This window comes from Streptomyces sp. NPDC020917, from assembly GCF_044333795.1.
Lineage (GTDB): Bacteria > Actinomycetota > Actinomycetes > Streptomycetales > Streptomycetaceae > Actinacidiphila.
Genome location: NZ_JBIRRR010000009.1, coordinates 264,167 through 287,313 on the forward strand (window position 1 = coordinate 264,167; position 23,147 = coordinate 287,313).

The following is a 23,147-nucleotide window of genomic DNA, read 5'->3' on the forward strand; positions in this document are numbered from 1 at the left end:
CGAGGGGAAGAATTGCCTCGGATCCCCGATCGGCTCCTGGAGCCCCTTGCGACCGGCTGCGCCCGCACCCGGTCTACGGGTGTATCCGTGAAGGGAGGACCGTGACCATAGGATTCGTTGCGGCGACGTCCACTGCCACCTCCTCCCACGCCACGAGAAGCCTGGAGACCGCCGAGTGGGCGGACGTCGGCGTCCCGATGCTCGTCAACCCGCGTGACGTGATCAAGGACCTGCACGCCCGGCATCTCCCCGCCCCCTCCACCGCGGTGGTCTCGGTGTACGACCCGGACGGGCGGCTGCGCGCCAGCGCCTCGTTCCCGGGCCGGGTCGGTGTCGTCGACGGCTGGGAGCGGCGGAACGCCCTGCTGTCCCACCTGCGCCGGGTCATCCCGCACGATCTGCGGCTGCGGCACCCGGTGCGCACCGCGGTCCTCATGGTGTGCCGGGACGGCGGGGCCGCCTGGACGCCCGAGGACGGGGCCTGGATGTGGGGGCTGCGCGACGCGTGCACCCTGCACGGCCTGCGCTGCGGCTCCTACGTGACGCTCACCGCCGACGGCTGGAACGTCATCGGCGAGAACCGGACCGGACGGACGCCCAACTCGGCGTCCTGGACCCGGCACGCGGACGGTTCGCCCGCGCTGCCCGAGGAGACGCCGGCGCGCCTGCCCCGGGCGGCCGCCGCGCGGTAGCGGCGGCCACTCAGGCGTTCGCGCCCAGCAGGGTGTTGATCCGCGCGGGGTCTCCGCAGACGATCAGCAGCGCGCCGGCACGTGCAAGAGCGCCGGCCAGCGCCCGAGGCATCGTTTCGTCACTGCCGCCGTTGACGGCCACCACGACCACGGGACGGTCCTTGGCGCGGCTCGCGGTGATGTCGGCGTAGAAGACGTCGTCGGCGGCGTCGTGCTGGGCCCAGTAGGAGTCGTCGCCGAAGGACAGCTCGTGGGCCGCCCACGGGTGCTGCTCGCCGGTTGTGAGCACCAGGATCTCGCCGGGTGCACGGCCGGTGTCCAGCAGCAGGTCGACGGCCTCGTCCGCCGCGTCGACGGCGCCGTCGACCGGTGCGGGGATGAGCTGGATCTGGGTGCCGGAGCCGCCGTTGTCCCGCTGCGCGGGCACGGACGGGCCTGCGCCGGGATGCGGGTGCGTGCCGGCGGACGGCGCGGTGCCGCCGGCGGGCCGGCCGGGGCCGGGACGGCTGGGACCGACGCCCGCGCCGGCCGGGTCCCTGGGCGGACCGGGACGCGGTGCGGCAGGCCGGGGAGAGGCGGATCGCGGTGCCGGCGGACGCGGCGGGCCGGGGACAGGACGGGGGGTCGACGCACTCCGGCCGGTGGCCGGAGCAGTGCGGGGACCCGGGACGCTCTCGTGAATCTGAGGCTCCTCGGGGGTGAGAGGCATGAGTTGATGTCTATCAAACGTGCTGGCAAAGCGCAGCGGGGGGTGGGTCCTGGATCAGAAATCGAAACCGAGTTGTTCCCCTGCGTCCGCCGTTTCGCGCACCTTCTTCAGGTGCTGCCACCGGGGCATCGTGTCCAGGTAGGACCACGAGAGGCGGTGGTGGCCGGTCGGTCCGAACTCCTCAAGCGCCGCGCGATGAACGGGCGACGGATAACCGGCGTTGTCCTGGAATGCGAACGGGGCGTATTCCAGGCCGAGTTCGGCCATCGCGCCGTCCCGCTGCACCTTGGCGATCACCGAGGCGGCGGAGACCGCGACACAGGACTGGTCGCCCTTGATCACGGTGCGCACCTGCCAGGGCGCACCGAGGTAGTTGTGCTTGCCGTCGAGTATCACCGCGTCGGGCCGCTCCGGGAGCCCGGCCAGGGCGCGGCCGGCGGCCAGCCGCAGCGCGGCGGTCATCCCCAGCTCGTCGATCTCGTCGTTCGACGCGTGCCCGAGGGCGTACGAGGTCACCCATCCGGTGAGGACGGCGGCGAGTTCTGTGCGGCGCTTGGGGGTGAGGAGCTTGGAGTCGGTCAGGCCCTCGGGCGGGCGTCGCAGACCGGTGACGGCGGCGCACACCGTGACCGGGCCGGCCCAGGCCCCGCGTCCCACTTCGTCGACACCGGCGACGGTCTTCACGCCCATGGTGGCGCGCATCGAGCGTTCGACGCGGTGGGTGGGTGGTTCGTACGGCATGGCGGCTCCAGCCTACTCTGCGGCAATCCGCCCTCTCCAGAGGGTCGGAGGAGGCAGGGCAGAACCTCCTTCAGGCCAGCACGGCCCATTCGGGCAGGCTTTCGGTCCGATCGGTCCAGGTCGCCGGCGGCGCTCCGCCGGGGCGTGCGGCGAGGATGCCGCCGACGATGGCGCAGGTGGTGTCGATGTCGCCGCCGGCCCTGGCCGTGGTCCAGAAGGCCCGTTCGTAGTCGCCGAGATGGCGCGCGGCGGCCCACAGCGCGAACGGCACCGTGTCGTGGGCGCTGGTGCGCCGCCCGCAGCCCAGCACCGCGGCCACGGTCGCCACGTCGCCGTAGTCGAGCATGTCCCGGGCCCGCCGGATGCCGGCCGCCACCGCGCTGCGCGGCACCAGCTCCAGGACGGCCGCGAGCAGGTCGGCCGGGTCCTCGGGGCCGCCCTCGGGGTCGGCGGCGAGGGCTGCGGCCGCGGCGACCGCCATCGCGCCGACCACCGCCTCGCGGTGCTGGTGGGTGGGGTAGGCGGAGATCTCCGCCTGGTGGGTGGCCTGCTCCGGGTCGCCCGCGTAATAGGCGCCGAGCGGGGCGACCCGCATCGCGGCGCCGTTGCCCCATGACCCCTGGCCGTTGAACAGCGCCGCGGCCAGCTCGCGCCAGTCCGCGCCCTCCTGCCGGATCTGCCGCAGCATGCGGTTGACGGCGGGGCCGTAGCCGCGGTCGAAGTCGTGGTGCTCGGCGAAGGACATCGCCAGGGCGTCCTGGTCGATGCGGCCGTGCCGGGCGAGCACCGCCACCACCGAGCAGGCCATCTCCGTGTCGTCGGTCCACCCCCATGTCCCGGGGGGCAGTGCGCCGCTCTGCAGGGCGGGGTAGTTGGCGGGGACGAAGAACTGGGAGCCGAGGGCGTCGCCGACGGCCAGCCCCTGGAGGCTGGACGCGGCGCGGGCGAGTCGGGCGGCGTCGGTGGTGTGAGCGGTCATGGCGCGAAAACTCTGACATCGCGCATGATCCCGGTCAATCTCCCTGTGCCGAAACTCACCTGGCTGCTGCTACCGGCGAGGCGGCGGACCTCACGGGCGGGACCTCACGGGCGGGACCTCACGAGCGGGACCTCACGAGCCGGGCGTCAGGCAGCACCCTCACGAGCGGGATCTCACGGGCACGGCGAAGCCGGCAGCACCTCACAGGCAGCCGCCCCCCGGTGGCCCCGGGGTGGCCCAGCGCTCGAAGGGGCGGTCGATGGAGTACCGGCCGTCCGGCTGCAGGAGCAGCATCCGGGTCTCGCCGTTCGACGGGTTGGACAGCGTCTCGAACTCCTCGACGGTCCAGTGGAACCACCGCATGCAGAAAAGCCGCATGGTCAGCCCGTGGGTGACCAGCAGCACGTTGGGCGGGAAGTCGGGCTTGTCGAAGGCGCGGTGCAGGGTCTCCAGGAAGGCGCCGACCCGGTCGTAGACGTCGGCCCCGCTCTCCCCCATGGCGAAGCGGTAGAAGAAGTGGCCGTAGGCGTCCCGCGCCTTGCGCTGGCGGTGGATGTCCTCCAGGTCCTGCCAGTTGCCCCAGTCCTGCTCGCGCAGCCGGGGCTCCTCGCGGGCCTCGACGCGCCAGGCGTCGAGCCTGAGCGCGTGGAAGGTCTCCCAGGTACGGCGGTAGGGCGACACGAACGCGTGGACGCGCTCCTCGCCGAAGACCTTCCTCAGCTGCTCGCCGGCGTGGCGCGCCTGCCGCAGTCCCTCGGCGGTCAGCTCCAGGGCGTGGTCCGGCACCCGTGCGTAGATGCTGTCGTCCGCGTTGCCCTGGGACTCGCCATGCCGGATGAGCACGATGCGCTGCGGGCGTCCCATGACCGCCAGCCTATTGCCCCGCCGGCCCGGGAGCGCGACGAAGGCGCCGGTCCGGGGCGTGCCGGCCGGATGGGGGCGGCGCGCGGGACGTCCCCCGGCGGTGCGCCCGGGACGGTCAGACCGTCCAGGTGGGGACGACGTCCACCACGTCGCCGGCCACGGACAGCACGTCGGTGTCCAGCTCCGCCCGCTCGGACAGCCGGGAGACCGAGGACTCGCGGTACTTGCCGTGCTCGGTGGCCGAGTTCCACATGGACAGCACGAGGAAGTCGCCGGTGCCGCCGCCCTGGCCGAAGACGCCGCGCAGCATGCCGGGCGAACCGGCCATGGCGGGGTTCCAGACCCGCTGCTGCATCAGCGTGAAGTGGTCGACCCGGTCGGGCCGCACCCGGCACAGGGCGACGCGCAGCAGGTCGGCGTCGGTGAACTGCGGCTCGAAGCCCACCTTCACGTCGAGCCGGTGCTCGAAGAGCCGCACGCCGAGCATCTCGAAGGTGCCCTGCTGGGCGGAGGCCAGGCCGTCGTGCGGCCCGGCCATGAAGGCGTCGTACGACCGCTGCCCGTCCCAGAACGCGAAGAGGTGCGCCACGCCCGGCTGCGACCTGCTCCAGCCGCCGCCCTGTCCCCGGAATCCCGGGTGTTCCCGCAAAGCCGCCCAGCGGCGCTGGCCGCGCTCGAACCCCGGGCGGTCGAGGACCCCGCAGCGTATCCACTTCACCAACACCGCGCCATCGTAGTGGGGTTGGAGCGGTGCAACGATCCACGGCCGGCGGCACGGCCACGCCCGACGGGGAGGGGGTGCCGGCTGGTGCCGGCACCCCCTCCCGCTGGATCAGCGATCAGCGCTCAGCGGATCAGCTGCAGCCGCTCGTCGAGCCGCAGCCCTCGCACAGGTAGCAGCTGCCGGCGCGCCGCATCTTGGTGCCGCAGGAGAAGCACAGCGGGGCATCGGCGCTCAGGCCGAGCTGGATCTCCAGCAGCTCCGTGGAGTTGTGCGCCTGCTTGGGCGCCGGGACGGACGCCGCGGCGGCCTCCGCCTCGGCGGGCTTGGCCACCGACAGCGGCTTGCGGGACTCCACCTCGCGCGGCGCCGACTGGGCCAGGCCCTCGACGTCCACCTCGTCCTCGGCCGGCTCGTAGGAGCCGGTGTCCAGGTGCCGCTGCCGCTCCTCGGCGGAGTGGATGCCCAGCGCGGACCGGGTCTCGAAGGGCAGGAAGTCCAGCGCCAGGCGGCGGAAGATGTAGTCGACGATCGACTGGGCCATCCGCACGTCCGGGTCGTCGGTCAGACCGGCCGGCTCGAAGCGCATGTTGGTGAACTTCGAGACGTACGTCTCCAGCGGCACCCCGTACTGCATGCCGACCGAGACCGCGATGGAGAAGGCGTCCATCATGCCCGCGAGCGTCGAGCCCTGCTTGGACATCTTGAGGAAGACCTCGCCCAGGCCGTCGTCCGGGTAGGAGTTGGCGGTCATGTAGCCCTCGGCACCGCCGACGGTGAAGGACGTGGTGATCCCCGGGCGGCCCTTGGGCAGGCGCTTGCGGACCGGGCGGTACTCGACGACCCTCTCCACGGTGGAGGCGGCGGGGGCCTCGGCGACGGCCTCGGCCTTCGCCCCCTCCTTCTTCTTGGCGGAGAGCGGCTGGCCGACCTTGCAGTTGTCGCGGTAGATCGCCAGCGCCTTCAGGCCGAGCTTCCAGCCCTCGTAGTAGACCTCCTCGACCTCCTCGACGGTCGCCGACTCCGGCAGGTTGACCGTCTTGGAGATCGCGCCGGACAGGAACGGCTGCGCCGCGGCCATCATCCGCACGTGGCCCATCGCCGAGATCGCCCGCTCGCCCATGGCGCAGTCGAAGACCTCGTAGTGCTCCTGGCGCAGGCCGGGGGCGTCGACCACGTTGCCGTGCTCGGAGATGTGGGCGACGATCGCCTCGATCTGCTCGTCCTGGTAGCCGAGCCGCTTGAGGGCGGTCGGCACCGTGTTGTTGACGATCTGCATCGAGCCGCCGCCGACGAGCTTCTTGAACTTGACCAGGGCGAGGTCGGGCTCGACGCCGGTGGTGTCGCAGTCCATCATCAGGCCGATGGTGCCGGTGGGGGCGAGCACCGACGCCTGGGCGTTGCGGAACCCGTTCTTCTCACCGAGGCGCAGGACGTCCTGCCAGGCCTCGGTGGCCGCGGCCCAGACCGGGGTGTCCAGGTCGTCCATGCGCTTGGCCTCGCCGTTGGCGTCGGCGTGCTGCTTCATGACCCGCTTGTGGGCGTCGGCGTTGCGCGCGTAGCCGTCGTACGCGCCGACCACCGCGGCGAGTTCGGCCGACCGCCGGTAGGAGGTGCCGGTCATCAGCGAGGTGATGGCGCCGGCCAGGGCGCGGCCGCCGTCCGAGTCGTAGGCGTGGCCGGTGGCCATCAGCAGGGCGCCGAGGTTGGCGTAGCCGATGCCCAGCTGGCGGAAGGCCCGGGTGGTCTCGCCGATCTTCTCGGTCGGGAAGTCGGCGAAGCAGATGGAGATGTCCATCGCGGTGATGACCAGCTCGACGACCTTGGCGAAGCGCTCGGCGTCGAACGACTGGCGGCCCGCGTCGTCGTGGCGCAGGAACTTCATCAGGTTCAGCGAGGCGAGGTTGCAGCTGGAGTTGTCCAGGTGCATGTACTCGCTGCACGGGTTGGAGGCGGTGATCCGGCCGGTCTCCGGCGACGTGTGCCAGTGGTTGATGGTGTCGTCGTACTGGATGCCGGGGTCGGCGCAGGCCCATGCGGCCTCGGCCAGCTTGCGGAACAGCGCCCTGGCGTCGACCTCCTCGATGACCTCGCCGGTCATGCGGGCGCGCAGGCCGAAGTTGGTGCCGGACTCGTACGCCTTCATGAACTCGTCGTTGACCCGGACCGAGTTGTTGGCGTTCTGGTACTGGACGGAGGTGATGTCGTCCCCGCCGAGGTCCATGTCGAAGCCCGCGTCGCGCAGGGCGCGGATCTTCTCCTCCTCCTTGACCTTGGTCTCGATGAACGCCTCGACGTCGGGGTGGTCGACGTCCAGCACGACCATCTTGGCGGCGCGGCGGGTGGCGCCGCCCGACTTGATGGTGCCGGCGGACGCGTCGGCGCCGCGCATGAAGGAGACCGGGCCGGAGGCGTTGCCGCCGGAGGACAGCAGCTCCTTGGAGGAGCGGATCCGGGACAGGTTCAGGCCGGCGCCCGAGCCGCCCTTGAAGATCATGCCCTCTTCCTTGTACCAGTCGAGGATCGACTCCATGGAGTCGTCGACGGACAGGATGAAGCAGGCGGAGACCTGCTGGGGCTGGGCGGTGCCCACGTTGAACCAGACCGGCGAGTTGAAGCTGAACACCTGGTGCAGCAGGGCGTAGGTCAGCTCGTGCTCGAAGATCTCCGCGTCCGCCGGGGAGGCGAAGTAGCCGTGCTCCTCGCCCGCCCTGCGGTAGGTGAGCACGACGCGGTCGATGAGCTGCTTCAGGCTCTTCTCGCGCTTCGGGCTGCCGACCGCGCCGCGGAAGTACTTGCTGGTGACGATGTTGACCGCGTTCACCGACCAGAAGTCGGGGAACTCCACGCCGCGCTGTTCGAAGTTGACCGAACCGTCGCGCCAGTTGGTCATGACGACGTCACGGTGCTCCCAGACCACCTCGTCGTACGGATGCACGCCGGGGGTGGTGTGGATGCGCTCGATACGCAGGCCCTTGCTCGCCTTCGACCCCTTGCTACGGGAACCGCGTGCCGGGCCGCTCGTCGTCTCTGTCATTCCGCCTCCCTATACGGGCGAAAACGCCCTGATGTGCGCGGTTCTTCCCCCGCTGCACGGTGTTGTCTGCCGCCTCGGCACCCCTGCGGGGCGCTCCGGCAAAATCCGGGTCCTGCGCGCGCCGGTCAGTCGGCGGCGGCCGCGGGCGCGGGGACCCCGAGGTCCTCGTCGAGCCCGCCAGGAGTCTGGGGTGGACGCTGCTCGCGCAGCTCCTTGATGGCCTTCTCGAAGTCCTCGAGCGAATCGAACGCGCGGTACACGGAGGCAAAGCGCAGATACGCGACCATGTCGAGGTCCTGGAGCGGGCCGAGTATGGCCAGTCCCACGTCGTGGGTCGACAGCTCGGCGCTGCCGGTGGCCCTGACCGCCTCCTCCACGCGCTGCCCGAGCTGGGCGAGCGCGTCCTCGGTGACGGGGCGGCCCTGGCATGCCTTGCGCACGCCGGCGATCACCTTGTCCCGGCTGAAGGGTTCGGTCACACCGCTGCGCTTGATCACCATCAAGGACGCGGTCTCGACGGTCGTGAACCGCCGGCCGCAGTCGGGACACTGGCGCCGGCGGCGGATCGAGGATCCGTCGTCGGTGGTGCGGCTGTCCACGACGCGGCTGTCCGAGTGTCGGCAGAAGGGGCAGTGCATGTCTTCCTCCTCCCTTCCTCACCCGGAGGTGAGCGCACGACAACAACGCTCGCGCAGGCCCTCACAGGCCGCCGAAGCGAACTCAATCATAGCCACGCAACCACAACTTGTGGTTGGCCGGGGTCCATCCAACCACTAGATCTGGTGGCTGCGCGCCATCGTGACACATGCGCGTGTCGTGGGAGCGCGGCCGCGCCGCCGGGAGTTCACGGCCAGCCGCAGGCCACCGCACGCACGACCACGGAGGGGGTGCGGGGCGTGTCGCAGCGTAGACGACCGGGAATCCGTGTGCGGCGCCGGGCGGGAGTGGCACACTGGCGGCGGGGGGTCATCACACGGCGACCACCGGTGATCCACGAATGATCCACAGATGCGGATCAGCGGATCAGGGGCCGTGCGCACTGCGTGCGCAGCCGATTCTCGAATCGAACTTCCATTCGAACAATACACCCGGTACCTTGATCACGTCAGCGGATTTATGCAAATTCACTCGAACGTGTGTTTGGCGCAACCTTTCGAAACCCACTACCGTTGTACTAACTGCCCGTGCCGCGAGCGGGCCGACCGCAGTCCATGCGGTGGAGAACATCTCGAAAGGGGCCGCCGTGACCACCACCGCAGAGAGCGCGACCGCCACATTGAGCAGCCATGACCGCTCCGAGGAACGAATCGGCCCGTTGGACGTGATGAACGAAGAGAACGCCCCCAAGCCCGCACGCGCCCTTCCGGGACGGCCACCCGGCATTCGCGCGGACAGCTCCGGTCTGACCGAGCGGCAGCGGCGCGTGATCGACGTGATCAGGGACTCGGTGCAGCGCCGCGGATACCCGCCGTCCATGCGGGAGATCGGCCAGGCCGTCGGCCTGTCCAGCACCTCCTCGGTGGCGCACCAGCTGATGGCGCTGGAGCGCAAGGGCTTCCTGCGGCGTGACCCGCACCGCCCGCGCGCCTACGAGGTGCGTGCCTCGGACGCCGGCTCCGCGCAGCCCACCGACACCACCGGCAAGCCCTCGGCCTCCTACGTGCCGCTGGTCGGCCGGATCGCGGCCGGCGGCCCGATCCTCGCCGAGGAGTCGGTGGAGGACGTCTTCCCGCTGCCCCGCCAACTCGTGGGCGACGGCGAGCTGTTCGTCCTCAAGGTCGTCGGCGACTCGATGATCGAGGCGGCCATCTGCGACGGCGACTGGGTCACCGTGCGCCGCCAGCCCGTCGCGGAGAACGGCGACATCGTGGCGGCCATGCTGGACGGTGAGGCCACCGTGAAGCGCTTCAAGCGGGACAACGGCCATGTCTGGCTGATGCCGCACAACTCGGCCTACCAGCCCATCCCCGGTGACGAGGCCACCATCCTCGGCAAGGTGGTGGCCGTGCTGCGCCGGGTCTGAGCGGCCACCGGCCCGACCCGGCCACTCCATCCGGGCCCCGGAACCCCTGCGCCGGTTCCGGGGTCCTGCCATGCCCGCAGCCACCCGCCGGTGGTGCGCGGCCGCCCGGCTCCGCGGCCCGCGGGGCCGCGGAGCCCGCGCTCAGACCTTCGCCGCTGCGTCGATCGCCGCCAGGGACTTCCGCACCTGGTTGCGGTCGGTGGTGTACCAGAACTCCGGCATCGAGGCCCGCAGGAAGCTGCCGTAGCGGGCCTTGGACAGCCGCGGGTCCAGCACGGCGACCACGCCGCGGTCGCCGCTCGCCCGGATCAGCCGGCCCGCGCCCTGCGCCATCAGCAGCGCCGCGTGCGTGGCGGCGACGGCCATGAAGCCGTTCCCGCCGTGCTCCTCGACCGACTTCTGCCGGGCGCTCATCAGCGGGTCGTCCGGGCGCGGGAACGGGATCCGGTCCATGACCACCAGCTGGCAGTTCACGCCCGGCACGTCCACGCCCTGCCACAGCGACAGCGTCCCGAACAGGCACGTCTCCGGGTCCTGGGCGAAGGTGCGGATCAGTTCGCCGAGGGTCTCCTCGCCCTGCAGCAGCACGGGGTGCTCCAGCCGGCCGCGCATGGCCTCGGCGGCCGCCTGGGCGCCGCGCATGGACGAGAACAGCCCGAGCGTGCGCCCGCCGGCCGCCTGGATCAGTTCCGCGAGTTCGTCCAGCATGTCCTCGCGCCCGCTGTCGCGGCCCGGCTGGGACAGGTGCTTGGCGACGTAGAGGATGCCCTGCTTCGGGTAGTCGAACGGCGAGCCGACGTCGATGCCCTTCCACGGCGGGACGTCCTCGCCCTCGGTACCCTCCGGGGCGAGGCCGAGGGACGCCGCGACGCCGTTGAAGTCGCCGCCCAGCTTGAGCGTCGCCGACGTCAGGACCACGGAGCGCTCGGTGAACAGCTTCTCGCGCAGCAGCCCCGACACGCTCAGCGGCGCGACGCGCAGCGAGGCGCCGAACCGGTCGTGCCGCTCGCACCACACCACGTCGTACTCCGAGCCCTGGACGAGGCGCTCGCTGACCTCGTGGATGTGCTCGACCGACGCGAGGGCCTGCTTGCGGACCGCGTCCTCGTCCTGCACGGACTTGTCGCGGGTCTCGCCGAGCGCGGTGATCACCTGACGGCAGGCGTCGCGGAGCGCGGCGAGCACGTAGGCGAGGTCCTCGGGGATCTCCTCCAGGCGTCCGGGGAGGGCGAGTTCCATCAGGCGCTCGAAGCCCTCGGCGGCGCTCAGCAAGGCGTCCGCCGCCTTCTCGTTGACGAGCTTGGAGGCGCGCTTGACCGCGCGGTTGACGCCGATCGGCGACAGCTCGCCGGTGGCGACCCCGGTGACCCGCGAGACCAGTTCGTGGGCCTCGTCGACGATCAGCACCTCGTGGCTGGGCAGCACCGGTGCGCCCTCGATGGCGTCGATCGCCAGCAGGGCGTGGTTGGTGACGACGACCTCGGCGAGCTTGGCCCGCTCCCGGGCGGCCTCGGCGAAGCACTCCGCGCCGTACGCGCACTTGGTGGCGCCCAGGCACTCGCGGGACGTGACCGAAACCTGGCTCCAGGCGCGGTCGGAGACGCCGGGCGTCAGCCCGTCCCGGTCGCCGGTCTCCGTCTCGTCGGCCCAGTCACGCAGCCGCAGCAGGTCCTGGCCCAGCTTGCTGGTGGGCGCGGCGGCCTCGAACGGGTCGAAGAGGCCGTCCTCCTCGTCCTGCGGCACCCCTTCGTGGAGCCGGTGCAGGCACAGGTAGTTGGAGCGGCCCTTGAGCATCGCGTACTGCGGCTCGCGGCGCAGCAGCGGCTTGAGCGCGTCGACCGTGCGCGGCAGGTCGCGCTCCACGAGCTGGCGCTGCAGCGCCAGCGTCGCCGTGGCCACGACCACCCGCTCGCCGTGGGCGAGCGCGGGTACCAGGTAGCCGAGGGACTTGCCGGTGCCGGTGCCCGCCTGCACCAGCAGGTGCGACTGGCCGTCCACGGCGGTCGCCACCGCCTCGGCCATGGTCACCTGCCCCTCCCGCTCGACCCCGCCGACGGCGGTGACGGCGGCGTGCAGCAGGTCTTTGAGCGCTGAGGGTCCCTCCGCCGAAGGCGTGGGGCGGGATGAGTCGTCCATAGGGGGGCCAGCCTACGGCGCGCCACTGACAGTGACGTCCCGCGCCGGACAGATCGCGCCGATACCGGTGACGGTGCCGATCGTTCCCGGGACCGGCCGCGCCGGGCGGTGCTAGCTTCTGGTCATATGCAGTGCGAGAGCCGGTTGACGCTTGATGCCTCCGCCGCGGACTACGTCGTCGATGTGGCCAACGTCGTACGGGAGCCGGCACTCGGCGGTGACAGACCGGCGGACCTCGCGCGGTTCGAGGCGCTGCTGGACGCGCTGGCGGAGTTCGCCCGCGACCCCGCGGTCCAGGTCTACGCGATCACCGACCGGTCCCTGCTCACCGACGGGCGGCTGACCGCGCAGGAGCGCGAGCGCCTGGACGGCTGGTACCGCGACGGGCTGCTGGAGGTGCTCCCGCGCGCCGACGACCGGATCCTGGAGCTGGCCGACGCCCTGGAGCTGCGGGTGGTCAGCGGCGACAACTTCCTCGACTTCCACCGCGCCTACCCGTGGATACCCGGTGACCGCGAGCGGTTCCTGCGGCCGTTCCTCGGCGAGGACGGCGTGCTGGGGGTGCGGCCGCGGATCATGCCGGTGCCGCCGGAGTGGCAGGTGTCCCGCAAGGAGGAGGAGGGCCTGCTGCTGGAGGCCGGCGTGCTGCGGCGCTGGGCCCCGACCGGGCACGTGGCGGTGCTCAGCCGGGACTGGCGCTGCCCCGAGCCCGGGTGCCCGCTCTTCGGCGCGGCCGGCCGCCCGAGCACCGCGCTCCCCCGCCGCCGCAAGGACCAGGTGCTGTGCCCCACGCACGGCGCTCCCCTGGCCGACGCCGGGCCGCGGCCGCGCCGCGCCCAGGTCAAGGTCGTGATGGACGGGACGGTCAGGGGCCGCTTCATGGTGACCGCGGGGGAGCCGCTGGCCGTCGGACGCGCGCCGGCCGGCGGCGGGGTCGCCCTCGGCGTGTGGGTCGACGAGCATGCGGTGGAGTCGGTCAGCCGCACCCATGTGGTGCTCGCCTACGACGGCAGGGTGCTGACCGTCCTCGACGAGCGCAGCGCCAACGGGACCAGGATCCGGCACGCCCGCCCCACCGGTGACGAGCTGGTGCCGCTGTACCGCGGGACGACCTGGACGCTGCGCCGCGGCGACTCGGTGGTGCTGCACGACCGGCTGGAGCTGCTGCCCAGCGGACGGCAGTTCGTGTTCGAGGAGGACGCGAAGGACGGTACCGTCGGTCCCCAGCAGCAGAGTTCCGCGGCCGGCCCCACCATGCTGAGCGTGCCCCTCCCGCTGTCCGACGACGGGCTCGAGGGCGACCCGGCATGAGCGGGCGGTACGCGGACGAGGCCGGGCACGGGCCGGCCGGGGGCAACCCGGCCGGAGGCAGCTCGGCTCGGGGCTGCTCGGGCGGGATCGGGAACGGAATCGGGATCGGGCAGGGGACGGCGCGGCGTGGCTGAAGGGATAGGGGTCGGTACGGTCCTCAGCGGCCGGTACCGGCTGGAGGAGCCGCTCGGCGGCGGCGGTTTCGGGCAGGTGTACGCGGCCCTGGACCAGGGTCTCGGCCGCCGGGTCGCGGTGAAGGTGCTGACCCTTCGTGACGAGTGGGCGGACGGGGAACGCAGCGAGCGGCAGGGCAGGTTCCGGCGCGAGGCGGTGGCCGCGGCGGCGCTCAGCCACCCCAACGTGGCCACGGTCCACGACGCGGGCGAGCACGAGGGCCGGCCGTTCATCGTGATGGAGCTGCTGCGCGGCACGGACTTCGGCCATGTGCTGCTGGCGCGCGGCGGGCTGGCGGTCAGCGACGTCCTCACCTACGGCGCGCAGATCTGCTCGGGGCTGCAGCACGCCCACGAGCGCGGCCTGGTGCACCGGGACGTCAAGCCGGAGAACCTGATGCTGCTGCCCGACGGGGTGGTGAAGATCCTCGACTTCGGGCTGGTGGCCCAGCGCGACTCGACGCTGACCCGGTACACCGATCCGCACGCCGTGATGGGCTCCCCGGCCTACTTCTCGCCGGAGCAGGCGCAGGGGCACGAGGTCACCGGGCAGTCCGACCTGTACTCGGTGGGCTGCGTCCTGTACGCGCTACTGGCGGAGGGTCCGCCCTTCTCCTCCAGCACCTATCTGGGCTTCGCCTACCTGCATGTGCACGAGGCGCCGGAGCCGCTGGAGGAGCGCCGCCCCGACGTGCCGCCGGAACTGGCCCGCCTGGTCCACGAGATGCTCGCCAAGCATCCGGACGAGCGCCCGGCGAACGCGGGCGAGGTGGCGGCCCGGCTGCGCGCGATGGCACGTCCGGGACCGGTGGTGCACCGCAGCCCGACCATGCTGGACCAGGGCGCCCGGCACCTGGTGTGGACCCTCCTGGAGGAGGGCGAGGGGCTGCTCCAGAAAGGCCGCTTCGCGGACGCCGACCGCCGCTACTGGCAGGCGCTGCAGCAGATCTCGCGCCAGGGAGCGGAGCGGGAACCCGCCTCCTTTGCGGCGCAGTTCGGCCGGGCCCGCGCCCTGGAGGGATTGCACGGCGTGGCGGCGGTGGTGCGCCGCCTGGAGAAGCTGACCGGCGACACGGCCTCGGCCCTGGGCGCCGACCATCCGCTGGCACGCTGCGTCGCCGCCTATACGGCGGGAAGGCCCGAGCCGAAGCGCTGATCCGCAGCCGGATCGGGGGCCCCGGGCTCCAGGCCGTTCCCGGCTCCGGTTCCGGGTCAGCGCGGCCCGGGACCCGCCCCGGACGCCGCTAGATCATGATGTGGACGGTGACGTCGGCGGCCAGCCGCACCGTGTCACCGGGCCGCACCGCCGCCGGCTCCAGGGGTGCGAGCCGGTACCCGTGGACGAAGGTGCCGTTGGTGGAGCCCTCGTCGGTGATCCAGGCGGACCCGTCCTGCTCCACCCCGAACGTGGCGTGCAGGCGCGACAGGTTGTCGCGCGTGGCAAGGAACTTCACCGCGGGGCACAGCCGCGGGTCGCGGCCGAGCCGTATCCGGACGCCCGGCTCGACGACGACTGTCTCGTCGCCGGGGAACCGCAGGCGCAGGGCCTGGGTGGGCGTGTCCCTGCGGGTCTGCGCGGTCCGCGCGAGGGCGCCGGGGATGTGGTTGATCATCCGCGTGTGCTCGGGCTCCTGGCGGATCTGCGGGAGCGCGTCGGTGGCGTCCTGGTCCTCGACGGCGTCCCGCACGGGCCGCATCAGCGCGAACGGCACGAAGCAGCCCTGGCAGACCAGTTGCCCCGGGTGCGCACCGGCGGTACCGCACTCAGGGCACGGTCCGGCGTCCCTGACCTCGCGCATCCCGACCCAGCACCTCTCCTCATCCGGAACTGGGGAGATCGTATCGGTGCCCGGCCGGGTCAGGGGCCGTGCAGGGGATTGGGAACGGTGCCGTGGACCGCGGCGTGCGGGCGCTCGGCACGGTCGCGGTAGCCGTCGAGGTGGAGGCGGTTGCGGTTCAGGCAGAGGCGCTCGATCCGCGGGGTGAGCAGGTCGAACATCGCGAAGCGTTCCTTGAGTTCGGGAAAACGCTCCTGGTGGCGGAGGATCGTGTCCCTGACCAGCGCCCAGAAATCGTCCTCCGGAAGGTCGAGTTGGCGCTCGCACAGCGGCGCCAGATAGCGCAGCACCCCCACGAACAGACCCGAATGGATGAACTGGGTGAGGAATTCGGGGGGTTCGGTGAGGAGGACGTCGCGGACCTCGGCCGGCATGGTGCGCAGTTCCGGGAGTTGTTCCGCGCTGACGTTGATGTCGTCGACGAAGTCCTTGACCGCCAGGCGTACCGGGACGTCGTTCTCGTCGAACACCACGATGGCGTTCTCGCCGTGCGGGGAGAAGACCGTGCCGTAGCGGTAGAGGAAATGCAGCAGCGGGGGCAGCAGTGCCGCGAACAGATGCCGTAGCCACACCTGCGGCGTCAGGCCCGAGCGCTCGACGAGTTCGGCGGTGAAGGCGCGGCCGGCCGGGTCGGTGTGCAGCAGGGAGGCGAGGGTGCGGGCCCGCTCGCCGGGGTCCAGGTACGTGTCGAGCGGCTCGCGCCAGATGCAGCCCAGCAGTTCGCGGTACTGGTACGGGACGGCCGGCAGCGCGTCGTACTGCGGGTGGGCGACGGTGACGGAGGCGACCTCGCCGAGCAGGATCACCCGCGCCTCGTCCCGCAGGAACCGGTCGTGGTCGCGCAGGCCGTGCACCCAGGACGTGACGGCGGGCGCCGCCAGGGTGCGTTCGGTGGGCAGGCCGCGGTAGACGAGGGTGTTCAGCACCGACAGCGGCAGTTTGACCGTCCGCCGGGCGGGGCGGGTGGTGTTGAGGAAGGTGCGGATCGACTGCTGGGCGAGGCGCAGGTCGTTGTCGGTGGTCAGGTGGATGATGGTGGCGTCGGCGATCGCGGGGGCGAACAGCGGGGCGACGACCTGGTCCCACTGCCAGGGGTGGACGGGCAGGAACAGGTAGTCGTCCGGGTCGCGGTCCCGGTCGGCGACGGCATGGCGGAAGGTGTCGAGCGTGTCGGGGGCCAGCTCCTGCGCGTAGAGACCCACGGGGGTGGCGAGAGTGGACGTGCCGCGGTATTCGGCGAGGTCGCGGTGGACGGCGATCCAGGGCAGCCGGTGCTGCCTGCGGGCCTCGGGCGCCCAGCGGGCGGCGTCCGCGTCCGAGAAGCCGATACGCCCCTTGTTGGCCACCAGCCAGGGGTGGCCGGTCTGGTGCCCCTCCAGCTCCGCGTAGTCCAACTCGGCGAGTTCGGCGGCCGGCAGCGCGCTGGTGTCCAGCCGCACGTCGGCGCACAGGGTCGCCAGCAGCTCCCTGATCAGGTGCCCGGTGGTGTCCCCGTTCAGGCCGAGCACCGAGGCGTGCCCGTGGGCGAGGAAGTGGAGCGGGTCCCCGGTGGGGGTGATGCTGGCGGGGTCGACCTGCCAGCTGCCGTACGCCCCGCGGCGGGCGCGGAACCGGTAGACGACGTCGTCCGCCAGCACGATCCGGTACGCGCTCCGCCCGTCGGGCTCCTCGCCCTCGGGCACGGCGTGCCGGGGGTCCGGCTCGGGCACGATCACCTCCTCGTACGCGAACTCGGCGAGCATCTTGGCGAGCAGGCGTCGGGACGCGTGCCGCCAGGCGGCGGAGTCGTACGGGGACGGGGCGATCACGGTGGCTCCTGCGAGGGGGACGGACGGGCCGGTGTCGGAGGCGGGCGGGTGTCGTGCGGGGAGCGGGTGACGATCGGCGGGCCGCGCGCCGGTGGGCCGGCGGCGCGGCTCACAGACGGTGGCGCAGGGCGCGGTCGCGGATCATCAGCGCGGCGCGCTTGTCGGGGAGTTCGAGTTCCAGGCAGTAGCGGAAGCCGGCGGTCAGGAAGGCCGCCACGGAGGGGGTGTTGCGCAGGTCGGGTTCGGCCACGACCCGGGTGCAGCCCGGGCGGTTGTCGAGGACGAGGTCGGACACCGCGCGCAGCAGGGTGCCGCCGAGGCCGCGGGCGCGGTCGGCGACCCCGCCGATCAGCAGGTGCACGCCGGTGTCGTGCGGCCGGGCGGGGTAGTAGCGCGCGAGGGGATCGAGATCGGCGCGGTAGATCTCCCAGTAGCTCATCGGCACGCCGTCGAGGACTCCCAGGCACGGCACGCTGCGGCCGTCTGCCGCGCACTGGCCGGCCAGGTGCTTCGCGGTGACGTCCGGGTCCCCGGCCAGCTCCCAGAACTCGACCACCGCCGGGTCGTTCATCCAGCGGGCGACGAGGTCCACGTCCCGGTCGGGGTCCACGGGGACGAGCTGGAAGCTCCCCGCGGGCGTGTCGGCGGGCCGCCAGTCGTCGAGGTGGTCCAGGAGGTCGGAGCGGTCGGCCGGGTCGACGACGCGCAGGCCGCCGTGCGCGTCGTCGCCGGACCCGGCCGGTGCGGTGGCGAAGAGGGCGAGGACCTCGGCGGGCAGTTTCAGGTCGAGCGTGTCCTCGGTGCCGGAGTCTGCAGAGGGCAACGGATCTCCTTCCTGTCCTGGGCCGGTCCGTGCTCAGCGGGCCAGCGGGTTGGGCATGGTGACGTACACGGACTGCGTGTCCACCGGGCCCACCAGCTCGTCCAGGCCGTGCAACCGGGTCAGCAGGTTGGCCTTGCAGCGCAGGTGCGTGCTGGTCAGCAGCCGTTCGGGAAGGCTGCTGCCGTGCCCGGCCGCGGTGCGCAGGAAGCCGCGGAAGGCCGCGAGCAGCAGTTCCTCGTCCGCCAGCCCCTGGGCACCGAACGCGCCGATCAGGCCGAAGACGTTGTTGATGCCCACGTAGTAGGCGAACCGCTCGTCGGCGACCGCGTCCGCGACGAAGGTGTCGCTGGCGGCGCCGATCCCCGGCAGCCGGCGCTCCAGGTCGGCGCGGCGCGACTCGCGGAAGTAGTAGCCCTGGTTGTCGCGGTAGCGGCCGCCGCACGGCCAGCCCTCGGCGTCCAGCAGCACGAGGGTGTTCTGCTGGTGCGCCTCCAGCGCGATCCCGGCCCGGCCGTCCAGCCACAGCACCGGCCGGATCACGGCGTCCAGGTACCGCAGGAACCACTCGGCGGCCACGGCCGCGACCGGGCGCCCGGTGTACCGCGCGAGCCGGCCGACGGTGGCCGCGAGGCGGGAGCTCAGCGCCGGTGCGGGCACCGCGGGCCATGGGCGCGGCGCCGCCAGACCGGCCACGCAGTGCACCTGGTCCCCGGGACCGAACGGGCTGTGCCGGAGCACCACGTCGAGCCCCTGCACCGGTGCGCCGTCCGGCCCGTCCACGCCGAGCCAGGCGGGGTCGCGCACGATGTCGAAGCCGGGGTGGGCGGCCTGCCACTCGCCGGCGAGGCCGGTGCGCAGCAGCCGGTGCACCTCGGTGCCGCGCACCAGCTCCTTGCGGAGGTTCTCCCGGCGGGAGTTGGTGATCCGCAGGCCCAGCGACAGCTTGAGCATCGCGGGCGTGCCCGGGCGATGCACGGTCCGCACCGAGGACGTCGGGTACCAGGGCGCGCCGAGCGGCCCCAGGTCGTGCAGCATCCCGGCGTCGAACAGGGCCTGCACTCCGGGCCGGTGGCGGACCTCGCGGGCCTGCCACGGGTGCAGCGGCAGCGGGGCGGTGCCCTCGGGCAGCCGCAACTCCGGCCCGGCGAAGGCCGCGAGCAGGTCGGCGGCCGGCACGGTGCGGCCGCGTTCGGTCCACGCGGAGTCGGCCGCCAGCAGCCGGTGGTCGACGGCCACCCAGTGCAGCGGGAAGGAGCCGCGCAGTTCCGGCGAGTAGGCGGCGTTCTCGGCGTCCGAGAGTCCCTCGCGGCCCTTGGGCGTGGGGTGCATCGCATGCCCGAGGAGGAGTGCCTGCTCGGAGTCCAGGAAGGGGAGTTCGGGCGCCTCGGGCCCCGGCCGCCGGCGCCGGTCGGCGAGGAACGCGGCGGTCCGCCGCACCGAGTCCGCCACCCGCAGGACCAGGTCCGCGCCCTCGGCGGGGTCGGTACCGCTGCTCCGCCCCTCCCGGGCCAGGAGCGCGGCGAGTTCGACGGCGGTCAGCGGCCGGCCGGAAGGCCCCTGGGCGCCTGCCGCGCCGAAGTGGGCGGGGCCGAAGCGGTGCTGGCCGGTGGCCGACCAGTGGTGCACCACGGTGCGCAGCTCGGCGCCCGAGGCCGGCAGCGGGATCCGCAGGGCCCCGTTCTCCGGCTTGGGAAGGCCCGTCTCGCGTACCCAGCAGCGCAGCAGGTTCTCCGTCCCGGCGGCGTCGGCGAGGGCGTACGGGCCGGGGTCCCCGGCGGTCGCGGCCGCGGTGAGCGCCGTGACCGCGCGCGGTCCGTGGGATCCGCCGCCGGGTGCGGGCTGTTCGGGCCCGGCGTCGCCCGAGCGCTGCTCCGGCACGCTGAGCGCGGCGGCGGCGGGCTCGGGCTCGGGTGCGGGAACCGGCAGCTGGACCGGCGGGACGAGCACGGGTGCGGGGGCCGGTGCGGGCGCCGGTGCGGGTGTGGGCGCGGGTGTGGGCCCGGGCGCCGGTACGGGTCCTTGCGCTGCCGCAGGTCCGGCGGCCTGTTCCGGTCCGGCTGCGAGGAGTCGAGCGGGCTCGGGCCTGGCGGAGGGGGTCTCGGGGGAAGGATCCCCGTCCGAGGGCGCGTATGGGTCCGCGCAGGGAGCCTCGGCGGAAACGGGCCTTGCCACCTCCTCAGGAGGAGCCTCGACGGAGGCCGGCTCGACCTCGGCAGGGGGAAGGCCGTCGCCGGCCGGGCCGGGCGCGGCGGTCCCCTGCTGCGCCGCGGCCGTCGTGCCCGTGTCCTCGCCGGGCGCGGACTCCGGGCCTTCGGGCCGGAGCGCGGCGGGTTCCGGCGGGACGGGGGCGTCCGGGCGGGCGGGCGCTGCGGGTGTGCTCATGCGGGGGGCTCCACTGCTCGGTTCCGCGGAACGGCTGGTCTGGTCGGTCACCGGGGTCGGCCGGTTCATCCCGCACCTCCGTGCGACGGGCGGTGGCCGGCGGCGGCCGCCTCGATGGACGCGGCCAGCCGGTCGAGCACGGCCTCGGCCTGCTCGTCGGTGATGGTCAGCGGCGGCAGCAGCCGTACGACGCTGCCGTGCCGCCCGCCGAGTTCGATGATCAGGCCGCGCCGCAGCGCCTCCTGCTGGACGCTGGCGGCGAGTCGGGGGGCGGCCGGGAGGGCGCCGTAGTCGTCCGGCTCCGCCTCGGTGTCGACGAGTTCGACGCCGATCATCAGCCCGCGGCCGCGGACGTCCCCGATGCACGCGTGGTGCGCGGCCAGGCCCCGCAGCCGGGACAGGATGCGGGCCCCGATGGTCCCGGCCCGCACATGGAGCGCGTTCTCGCGGACGTACCGCAGCGTGGCGGTACCGGCTGCCATGGCGAGCTGGTTGCCGCGGAAGGTGCCGGCGTGGGCGCCGGGCCGCCACACGTCGAGGTCCTCGCGGTAGACGATCACGGCCAGCGGCAGGCTCCCCCCGATCGCCTTGGACAGCACCATGACGTCGGGCACGACCCCGCTGCGCTCCACGGCCCAGAAGGTGCCGGTGCGGCCCACCCCGGTCTGCACCTCGTCGGCGATGAGCGGGATGCCGCGGGCCGCGGTGATCTCGCGCATCCGCCGCATCCAGGAGTCGGGCGGCGGGATGACGCCGCCCTCGCCCTGCACGGGCTCCAGCAGCATCGCCGCGGGCGGCTGCACGCCTCCCTTGGGGTCGTCCAGGAGGTGCGCGGTCCAGCGGGCAGACAGTTCGGCGCCGCGCTCGCCCCCGGTGCCGAACGGGCAGCGGTAGTCGTACGGGTACGGCAGCCGCGTGACGAGGGCGTCCGCCTGCACGGCGCCGCGCACCGCGGTGTCGCCGGTGGCGGCGAGGGCGGCCGCGGTCATGCCGTGGTAGGCGCCGGAGAACGCCAGCAGCCCGCCGCGCCCGGTGGCGGTCCTGGTGAGTTTGATCGCCGCTTCCACGGCATCGGTGCCGGCCGGTCCACAGAACTGGATCCGCCCGTGCTCGGCGAGTTCGGGCGGCAGGGTCTCGAACAGGGCGGTGGTGAACGCGTCCTTGAGGGGTGTGGCCATGTCGAGCACGTGCAGCGGTGCGCCGGAGTCGAGGACGCGTCTGACGGCCTCCAGGACGACGGGGTGGTTGTGGCCGAGGGCGAGGGTGCCCGCGCCCGACAGGCAGTCGAGGTAGCGGGTGCCGTCGGCGCCCTCCACCGTCATCCCGCGGGCCCGCACCGGAACGACGGGCAGCGACCGCGCGTAGGTGCGGGCCGCGGACTCGCGCTGGTCCTGCCGGCGGAGGATCGCCTCCCCCGCGCCGAAGTCGTCGGCGGATGCCGTCAGTTGTCCCGGCGCGCTCGAAATGGCCGCCACGTGCTCACTCCTCGGATCTGCGAACCGACACCTCGTCCCCCGTCCGTACTAACGACGGGGTGACGAACCGATCACGGTCGGTTGCCGGAAGTTTCCGTCCGGAACCGCCGCCGGACGGCCGCCGTCCCTGACTCCGAAGGACAGCGGGCACCGCCCGAGCGCACACCCCAGGGGGACACGTCTCATGCCATCCATACGCAGGTCACTGGCCACCGCGGCCGCCGCGGTGCTCCTGGCCGGCACCGCCACCGCATGCGGCTCCTCGTCCGGCGGCGGCACCGACGCCCGGCCGACGGGTGGGACGGCGACCGTGCAGCGGACCACCCCCGCCGCGGCCGGGCTCCCCACGTCGATCCCGACGAGCCTGAAGGATCTGAAGAAGTGGGAGCAGGCGTACAAGGACGGCGGCTGGCGCGACTGGAACCGCTCGACGTGGCTGCGCAAGGCGAAGGACTTCGCCAACCCGGTGATCGCCGGGCTGTGGAGCGAGGACCGCATGCGGGGCGCGGACCAGAACGACAAGCAGGTCCCCGCTGACGTGCCGGCCGACCAGGGCATGACGGACCCCGAGCCCTCGCCGGTGCCGGCCCGCGCGGTGACCCCGCCGTACCACGTCAACGCCGCCGGTGTCGGGAAGCTGTTCTTCGACGGGCCGCAGGGCTCCATGGTGTGCTCGGCGACGGTGGTCGAGGACCCGGCGCACCCGGGGAAGTCGAACCTGGTGTGGACGGCCGGGCACTGCGTGCACGCGGGCAAGGAGGGCGGCTGGTACCGCAACATCGCGTTCGTGCCCGCCTACAACGACGGCGGCCGCACCGCCGCCGGGCTCAAGGGCGCCACCCGCAACGTCCTCGCGCCGCTGGGGGTGTTCTGGGCGGACTGGGCGAGCACGTCCGACCAGTGGATCGACGAGGGGTCGGAGAAGGGCGGCAGCGGGTCGCCGTACGACTTCGCGGTGCTGCACGTGGTGCCGGAGAAGGGCGCGGGCGGCAAGTCGCTGCAGGAGACGGTCGGTGCGGCCCTGCCGGTGTGGTTCGACGCCCCGTCCACCAAGTCGATCCCGGCGATGGGCGTGTGGGGCTACCCCGCCGCGCCGCCGTACGACGGGCAGCGCATCTACGCCTGCACGGGCCGGCCGGGCCGCCTGTCCCTGGACGCGCAGGAGCCCACCGAGTACCGCATCGGCTGCACGATGACCGGCGGTGCCTCGGGCGGCGGCTGGTTCGCCACCATGCCCAGCGGCAGGACGGGGCTGGTCAGCAACACCTCCATCGGGCCGGTGACGAACGCCTGGCTCGCGGGGCCGCGCCTGGGTGCGGAGGCCAAGAAGGTGTTCGACGAGGTGAGCACCAAGTTCCGCTGACGGACGTCCGGTCAGGACGGCGGCCGGGAAACCGGCCCGGGAACGGGTAAGGACCCGCCTCTTGGAGGCGGG

General features: G+C 73.0%; 18 protein-coding genes. 5 read left to right on the forward strand and 13 right to left on the reverse strand.

Annotation, left to right across the window (positions count from 1 at the left end):
- Positions 1-101 precede the first annotated feature (101 nt).
- Positions 102-692, forward strand: coding sequence for a hypothetical protein (locus ACH4TG_RS21490; protein WP_398243995.1), 591 nt, complete (start codon positions 102-104; stop codon positions 690-692).
- Between the two features lie 10 nt (positions 693-702).
- Here the strand turns inward: ACH4TG_RS21490 and ACH4TG_RS21495 are convergent, their stop codons facing one another.
- The 7 genes from ACH4TG_RS21495 to nrdR form a co-directional block, all read right to left on the reverse strand.
- Positions 703-1,401 carry a hypothetical protein gene (locus tag ACH4TG_RS21495; RefSeq protein WP_398243996.1) on the reverse strand — a complete coding sequence of 233 codons (699 nt, stop codon included), beginning with the start codon at positions 1,399-1,401 and terminating at the stop codon, positions 703-705.
- 54 nt (positions 1,402-1,455) lie between these two features.
- Positions 1,456-2,142, reverse strand: a complete 687-nt coding sequence (locus ACH4TG_RS21500; protein ID WP_398243997.1) for a ribonuclease HII — start codon at positions 2,140-2,142, stop codon at positions 1,456-1,458.
- A gap of 70 nt (positions 2,143-2,212) precedes the next feature.
- On the reverse strand, positions 2,213-3,121 hold the full coding sequence (locus tag ACH4TG_RS21505; protein WP_398243998.1) for an ADP-ribosylglycohydrolase family protein: 909 nt from the start codon (positions 3,119-3,121) through the stop codon (positions 2,213-2,215).
- 201 nt (positions 3,122-3,322) lie between these two features.
- On the reverse strand, positions 3,323-3,985 hold the full coding sequence (locus ACH4TG_RS21510) for a histidine phosphatase family protein (RefSeq protein ID WP_398243999.1): 663 nt from the start codon (positions 3,983-3,985) through the stop codon (positions 3,323-3,325).
- A 115-nt stretch (positions 3,986-4,100) separates the two neighbouring features.
- On the reverse strand, positions 4,101-4,709 hold the full coding sequence (locus ACH4TG_RS21515; protein ID WP_398244000.1) for a YdbC family protein: 609 nt from the start codon (positions 4,707-4,709) through the stop codon (positions 4,101-4,103).
- Between the two features lie 130 nt (positions 4,710-4,839).
- Positions 4,840-7,743, reverse strand: coding sequence for a vitamin B12-dependent ribonucleotide reductase (locus ACH4TG_RS21520; protein WP_398244001.1), 2,904 nt, complete (start codon positions 7,741-7,743; stop codon positions 4,840-4,842).
- 125 nt (positions 7,744-7,868) lie between these two features.
- Positions 7,869-8,381: a transcriptional regulator NrdR gene (gene nrdR, locus ACH4TG_RS21525; RefSeq protein ID WP_398244002.1), complete on the reverse strand. Its 513-nt coding sequence runs from the start codon at positions 8,379-8,381 to the stop codon at positions 7,869-7,871.
- Positions 8,382-8,986: 605 nt separating this feature from the next.
- Here nrdR and lexA point away from each other — a divergent pair.
- Positions 8,987-9,766: a transcriptional repressor LexA gene (gene lexA / locus ACH4TG_RS21530; RefSeq protein WP_398244003.1), complete on the forward strand. Its 780-nt coding sequence runs from the start codon at positions 8,987-8,989 to the stop codon at positions 9,764-9,766.
- Positions 9,767-9,907: 141 nt separating this feature from the next.
- On the opposite strand, the gene ACH4TG_RS21535 is transcribed toward lexA, so the two are convergent.
- A complete protein-coding gene (locus tag ACH4TG_RS21535; RefSeq protein ID WP_398244004.1) occupies positions 9,908-11,902 on the reverse strand; it encodes an ATP-dependent DNA helicase in 1,995 nt (664 codons plus the stop codon).
- Between the two features lie 126 nt (positions 11,903-12,028).
- On the opposite strand from ACH4TG_RS21535, the gene ACH4TG_RS21540 reads away from it, so the two are divergent.
- Both ACH4TG_RS21540 and ACH4TG_RS21545 read left to right on the forward strand, forming a co-directional pair.
- Positions 12,029-13,213 carry an FHA domain-containing protein gene (locus ACH4TG_RS21540; RefSeq protein WP_398244005.1) on the forward strand — a complete coding sequence of 395 codons (1,185 nt, stop codon included), beginning with the start codon at positions 12,029-12,031 and terminating at the stop codon, positions 13,211-13,213.
- A gap of 126 nt (positions 13,214-13,339) precedes the next feature.
- Complete coding sequence (locus ACH4TG_RS21545; protein WP_398244006.1) at positions 13,340-14,542, forward strand: serine/threonine-protein kinase; 1,203 nt, start codon at positions 13,340-13,342, stop codon at positions 14,540-14,542.
- An 88-nt stretch (positions 14,543-14,630) separates the two neighbouring features.
- On the opposite strand, the gene ACH4TG_RS21550 is transcribed toward ACH4TG_RS21545, so the two are convergent.
- The 5 genes from ACH4TG_RS21550 to ACH4TG_RS21570 form a co-directional block, all read right to left on the reverse strand.
- Positions 14,631-15,185 (reverse strand): FHA domain-containing protein, encoded by a 555-nt coding sequence (locus ACH4TG_RS21550; RefSeq protein WP_398244007.1) that lies wholly within the window; start codon positions 15,183-15,185, stop codon positions 14,631-14,633.
- A gap of 59 nt (positions 15,186-15,244) precedes the next feature.
- On the reverse strand, positions 15,245-17,032 hold the full coding sequence (locus tag ACH4TG_RS21555) for an IucA/IucC family protein (protein ID WP_398244008.1): 1,788 nt from the start codon (positions 17,030-17,032) through the stop codon (positions 15,245-15,247).
- A 109-nt stretch (positions 17,033-17,141) separates the two neighbouring features.
- Positions 17,142-17,855: a GNAT family N-acetyltransferase gene (locus ACH4TG_RS21560; RefSeq protein WP_398244009.1), complete on the reverse strand. Its 714-nt coding sequence runs from the start codon at positions 17,853-17,855 to the stop codon at positions 17,142-17,144.
- A gap of 33 nt (positions 17,856-17,888) precedes the next feature.
- Entirely contained in the window at positions 17,889-19,802 is a 1,914-nt protein-coding gene (locus tag ACH4TG_RS21565; protein WP_398244010.1) for an IucA/IucC family protein, read from the reverse strand.
- 500 nt (positions 19,803-20,302) lie between these two features.
- Positions 20,303-21,712: a diaminobutyrate--2-oxoglutarate transaminase family protein gene (locus tag ACH4TG_RS21570; protein ID WP_398244011.1), complete on the reverse strand. Its 1,410-nt coding sequence runs from the start codon at positions 21,710-21,712 to the stop codon at positions 20,303-20,305.
- 184 nt (positions 21,713-21,896) lie between these two features.
- Here ACH4TG_RS21570 and ACH4TG_RS21575 point away from each other — a divergent pair, with 184 nt between their 5' ends.
- Positions 21,897-23,075, forward strand: coding sequence for a trypsin-like serine peptidase (locus ACH4TG_RS21575; protein ID WP_398244012.1), 1,179 nt, complete (start codon positions 21,897-21,899; stop codon positions 23,073-23,075).
- Positions 23,076-23,147 lie beyond the last annotated feature (72 nt).

Bases quoted from the DNA above. Each gene is read 5' to 3' on its own strand.
- ACH4TG_RS21535 (WP_398244004.1), bottom strand. From the start codon at position 11,902: ATGGACGACTCATCCCGCCCCACGCCTTCGGCGGAGGGACCCTCAGCG.
- nrdR (WP_398244002.1), bottom strand. From the start codon at position 8,381: ATGCACTGCCCCTTCTGCCGACACTCGGACAGCCGCGTCGTGGACAGC.
- ACH4TG_RS21575 (WP_398244012.1), top strand. From the start codon at position 21,897: ATGCCATCCATACGCAGGTCACTGGCCACCGCGGCCGCCGCGGTGCTC.
- ACH4TG_RS21495 (WP_398243996.1), bottom strand. From the start codon at position 1,401: ATGCCTCTCACCCCCGAGGAGCCTCAGATTCACGAGAGCGTCCCGGGT.
- ACH4TG_RS21550 (WP_398244007.1), bottom strand. From the start codon at position 15,185: ATGCGCGAGGTCAGGGACGCCGGACCGTGCCCTGAGTGCGGTACCGCC.
- ACH4TG_RS21510 (WP_398243999.1), bottom strand. From the start codon at position 3,985: ATGGGACGCCCGCAGCGCATCGTGCTCATCCGGCATGGCGAGTCCCAG.
- ACH4TG_RS21540 (WP_398244005.1), top strand. From the start codon at position 12,029: ATGCAGTGCGAGAGCCGGTTGACGCTTGATGCCTCCGCCGCGGACTAC.
- ACH4TG_RS21520 (WP_398244001.1), bottom strand. From the start codon at position 7,743: ATGACAGAGACGACGAGCGGCCCGGCACGCGGTTCCCGTAGCAAGGGG.
- ACH4TG_RS21505 (WP_398243998.1), bottom strand. From the start codon at position 3,121: ATGACCGCTCACACCACCGACGCCGCCCGACTCGCCCGCGCCGCGTCC.
- ACH4TG_RS21500 (WP_398243997.1), bottom strand. From the start codon at position 2,142: ATGCCGTACGAACCACCCACCCACCGCGTCGAACGCTCGATGCGCGCC.